5 protein-coding genes and 1 pseudogene are annotated in these 4,339 nt (G+C 61.5%); 3 read left to right on the forward strand and 3 right to left on the reverse strand.

Annotation, left to right across the window (positions count from 1 at the left end; genetic code table 11):
• A pseudogene (locus tag AACS24_RS04400) lies at positions 1-180 on the reverse strand (CPBP family intramembrane glutamic endopeptidase); the annotation flags it as partial.
• Between the two features lie 119 nt (positions 181-299).
• Here AACS24_RS04400 and AACS24_RS04405 point away from each other — a divergent pair.
• Positions 300-1,040 carry a substrate-binding periplasmic protein gene (locus tag AACS24_RS04405; protein WP_108572486.1) on the forward strand — a complete coding sequence of 247 codons (741 nt, stop codon included), beginning with the start codon at positions 300-302 and terminating at the stop codon, positions 1,038-1,040.
• A gap of 60 nt (positions 1,041-1,100) precedes the next feature.
• On the opposite strand, the gene AACS24_RS04410 is transcribed toward AACS24_RS04405, so the two are convergent.
• Together AACS24_RS04410 and AACS24_RS04415 are read right to left on the reverse strand one after the other, a co-directional pair.
• The gene (locus AACS24_RS04410) at positions 1,101-1,397 is read right to left on the reverse strand and encodes a hypothetical protein (protein ID WP_033114029.1); all 297 of its coding nucleotides are present in this window, start codon (positions 1,395-1,397) and stop codon (positions 1,101-1,103) included.
• Between the two features lie 65 nt (positions 1,398-1,462).
• Entirely contained in the window at positions 1,463-1,837 is a 375-nt protein-coding gene (locus AACS24_RS04415; protein ID WP_108572487.1) for a YacL family protein, read from the reverse strand.
• 195 nt (positions 1,838-2,032) lie between these two features.
• On the opposite strand from AACS24_RS04415, the gene AACS24_RS04420 reads away from it, so the two are divergent.
• Together AACS24_RS04420 and AACS24_RS04425 are read left to right on the forward strand one after the other, a co-directional pair.
• The gene (locus AACS24_RS04420; protein WP_108572488.1) at positions 2,033-3,148 is read left to right on the forward strand and encodes a sugar diacid recognition domain-containing protein; all 1,116 of its coding nucleotides are present in this window, start codon (positions 2,033-2,035) and stop codon (positions 3,146-3,148) included.
• A gap of 118 nt (positions 3,149-3,266) precedes the next feature.
• The coding region (locus AACS24_RS04425; RefSeq protein WP_258223097.1) for a GntP family permease at positions 3,267-4,339 on the forward strand (1,073 nt) is incomplete at its 3' end.

Raw genomic sequence — 4,339 nt, forward strand, 5'->3', positions numbered from 1 at the left:
CGCCAGCACCAATCCCGCCAGCGTGATGATCAGCGCAGGCGGCGTGATGCGGCCAAGCCACAGGGCCAGCAGCAGAGAGAGGCCCAGCAGGCCAAACGCGGGAAGACGCTGGCGCAGCAGGGCAAACAGCACGGCCAGCGCCAGCGCGCCCCAGATAAGCGAATCGGTCAGGGGTAACATTGGATCTCCTTGGTCGAGGCAAACGGCAACCTTAACAAGGGGCCGCAGCGAGAACAACCGCGCAGCAGGTGGTCGGGCCCCTTCTCTATACTCATCACAGGGTGAAAGGAGAGTTGGTGATGAAGCACTATCTGTGGTTGTTCTGTTGTTGGTGCGCCTGGTTGCAGGCAGCCCCCGTGTTGCTGGCGACCGGGGAGTTTGCTCCCTACAGCGGCAAGGAGCTGGCGGATGGCGGGGAGAGCACCCGGCTGGTGACGGCGCTGCTGCGCCAGGCCGGCTATGACGAGGTGAAGGTGGATTATCTGCCCTGGAACCGGGGCTATGAGCTGACCCGCAATGGCCTGATGACGGCCACTTACCCCTACGCTTGGACGAGCGAGCGGGCCAAACTCTTCTACTACAGCGCCCCGCTCCATATCGATCACCTCTCCTGGTTCACCTATCAGGGCAGCGATGCGGTGCTCGATGGCAAGTGGCAGGGGCTGCGGGTCTGTATTCCGGCAGGCTGGAGCACCAGCCATGCCGACGAGGTGATCGCCCGCTTTTCACTGCAGCTGATCCGTCCCGCCACTCTGGCGCAGTGCCTGCAGATGGTGGCGCTCAAGCGGGTGGAGCTGATGCCGATGAACGATGCGGTCACCGCCGATGCCAGCATGCGGGTCTTTGGCGATCCCAACTATCTGCAGCCGCTCCCCTACTTTCGCCAGACCGATAGCTTCTATCTGATGGTCTCGCGCAAGGCACCCGATGGCCGAGAGCTGATCGAGCGGTTCAACGAGGCGCTGGCGGCGAGTCGTGCCAGCGGTCATTACGACAAGCTGGTGCCAAGAAGCATGCCCCGCTCGCCTCGCTGCAAGTAAGGGGGTCAGAAACAACAAAGCCGGAGCAGTTGCTCCGGCTTTGTTTATTCAGGGGCGCGATTAGCGGCCTGATTCGGCGATGACGCGGGCGATGATATCGGCGCGCTGGTTAGCATCCAGCTCACCCAACGCGATCAGGCCGGCCTTGAAGATGACGTTCTTCGGCAGACTGACATCATCCAGGGTGGTGATTGCTTCAACGTGCATGCCGTTCAGACGGCTGGCATCGCGCGGGCTCAGGTTGACCTGAGTGTTCAGCACCTGCTTGCCTTTCTTCTTGGCGGGAGCTGCTGCTTTCTTGGTGGATTCCTGTTCTTCGTCTTCCGGCAGTTCGTCATCAAAATCGTAAATAGACATAGTCAATCCTGTTGGTTTGGATGGTCGACCGCAGTGGCCGACCAGAATAAGCGAAACTGGGTCAATCAGCCCATATCCTCATTGCGGATAAAGGCGCGCCAGGAGGTGAGCACCTGGGCAAAGTCTTCCAGCCCGCACATGGCCAGCTGTTCATCATCGTAGTAGGCGAGATCGTCGAGATCCTCGCCCAGTTCGATATTGAGGACGTTGGCTTTCACCTCCGCCTCTTCGTGGGTCAGCAGCAGGGAGTAATCCCCGCCGGTGAGCCGGTATTCGGTGCGACTCCGACTGGATAGCTGGTCGATGATGGCGAAGAGAGCGTCGATCTTCTCCTCATCTTTGCCCACTTCGTCGATCAGCCACTGGCCGATGGCTTCATGGCCCATGGAGAAGCGGGCGCGATAACCACCGAACGGGTCGCGGCGAAATTCATAATCCATAGCGCACTCCAAATCGGGGGGATGGGCCTGCACGAAGCCGTGGTGGCAGCACCAAATCCTGCTCCATGGCGGGCTCACATCGGGTAAAGTGGCCTATTCTAGCGATCCCCCTCTCGCTTGTCTTGATGATGTGGCATCTTTGCCCCGTAGCAGGCGCTTTCCTGCGGGTTGCCGAGTCCCTTCTTTGGAGATGTTATGCAGCTAAACGATACCCTGGCGCGTCAGATTGTGAGCCGGGCGATGAAGATCCTGTCGTTCTCGGTCAACGTGATGGACGAACACGGTCTCATCATTGCGTCCGGCAATCCGGAGCGGCTCCATCAGCGTCACGAGGGGGCCGTGCTGGCACTGACCGAGAACCGGGTGGTGGAGATCAGCGAAGCGACCGCCCGCGAGCTCAAGGGGGTGCGTCCCGGCATCAACCTGCCCATCGCCTATCAGGGGGCGCTGCTGGGGGTCATCGGTATCTCCGGCGATCCGGACATCGTTCGAGCTTACGCCGAGCTGGTGCGAATGACTGCCGAGCTGATCCTGGAGCAGGCGGCGCTCACCGAACAGCTGCAGTGGGACAAGCGCCACAAGGAGGAGCTGGTGCTGCAGCTGATCCGCGGCGAGGGGCGGGTCGATCAGCTGCAGCAAGCGGCCCGCTTCCTCGGGCTCGATCTCGGCCAGCCTCGGGTGGTGGCGGTGCTGGCACTGGAGGAGAGCGATCCGGCCCGGCTGCGAGAGCTGGTACATCTGCTGGAGAACCCTGAGCGGGACAATCTGGTGGCCATCAACGGTCTTGACGAGATAGTGGTGCTAAAACCGGCCCAGCTCAGCGACGGCCTCTGGCAATCGGCGCAGGAGCGCAGCCGCATCAAGCTGCTGCTGGCACGCATCCCCCATTTCAAGGTGCGGATCGGGGTGGGGGATTACTTCGACGGGATCGACGGGCTGGCGCGCTCCTACCAGACGGCGCGCGATACATTGCGCCGTGGCATGCGCCAAGCGCCGCGCAAGCAGGTCTACTTCTTCGAGGATTACCGCTTGCCGGTGCTGCTCGGCAGTCTGGCGGACTCCTGGCAGGCGGATCAGCTGCGCACACCGCTGCAGAAACTGGCCAAGGAAGATGGCAAGGGGGCGCTGCAGAAGACCCTGCGCCAATATTTCTTGCAGGATTGTGATCTGCATCGCTGTGCCGAAGCCTTGTTCATTCACCCCAATACCCTGCGTTACCGGCTAAGCCGGATCGAGCAGATAACCGGATTGAATTTCAACAAGTTAGACGACAAATTTTTGCTCTATCTCGGCCTTAATCTCGATTTGTGATTGTTCAAATGGACAAGTGAACCCTGTTAAATGATGCAATATTTGGCCATTTGTCCAAAGCATTCTGATTGCAGATCTCCATAATGGCGGCCATTCACTCCCATTGAAGGTGTCCGTCATGATCCCGGTTACTGCCCTTGGCGCCATCGCGGCGCTCTCCATCGCCATCTTCCTGATTTTGAAGAAGGTTCCGCCCGCTTACGGGATGATCGTCGGCGCACTCGCTGGCGGCCTGATCGGCGGCGCCGATCTCAGCCAGACCGTTGCCCTGATGATCGGCGGCGCCCAGGGGATCACCACTGCGGTGATGCGGATCCTGGCGGCCGGCGTACTGGCCGGCGTGCTGATCGAATCGGGTGCGGCTACCACCATCGCCGAGACCATCGTCAAGAAACTGGGTGAAACCCGCGCCCTGCTGGCGCTGGCGCTGGCGACCATGATCCTGACTGCGGTCGGTGTATTCGTGGACGTGGCAGTCATCACGGTGGCGCCCATTGCGCTGGCCATCGCCCGCCGTGCCGACCTCTCCAAGGCGGCCATCCTGCTGGCAATGATCGGTGGCGGCAAGGCGGGTAACGTCATGTCACCCAACCCCAACGCCATCGCGGCAGCGGATGCCTTCCACCTGCCTCTGACCTCGGTGATGGCGGCCGGCATCATCCCGGGCCTGTTTGGTCTGGTGATGGCCTACTGGCTGGCCAAGCGTCTGAACAACAAGGGCAGCAAGGTTGCCGCTGACGAGGTGGTGAGCTTCGAGGGCACCAAACTGCCGGGCTTTGCCGCCGCCATCAGTGCGCCGCTGGTTGCCATCCTGCTGCTGGCTCTGCGCCCGGTCGCCGGTATCGTGGTGGATCCGCTGATTGCGCTGCCGCTCGGTGGTCTGGTCGGTGCCCTGATGATGGGCAAGTTCAGCAAGGTGAACCAGTTTGCGGTCTCCGGTCTCTCCCGCATGGCGCCGGTGGCCATAATGCTGCTGGGTACCGGTACTCTGGCGGGCATCATTGCCAACTCCGGCCTGAAGGATGTGCTGATCAGCGGCCTGACCGCCTCCGGTCTGCCCTCCTACCTGCTGGCCCCCATCTCCGGTGCCCTGATGTCGCTGGCAACCGCCTCGACTACCGCCGGTACTGTAGTGGCTTCCAACGTATTCAGCTCCACCCTGCTTGAACTGGGTGTCAGCGCGCTGGCGGG

The sequence above is a fragment of the Aeromonas sp. HMWF016 genome, from assembly GCF_963878195.1.
In the GTDB taxonomy this organism is placed as follows: Bacteria; Pseudomonadota; Gammaproteobacteria; order Enterobacterales; family Aeromonadaceae; genus Aeromonas; species Aeromonas lacus.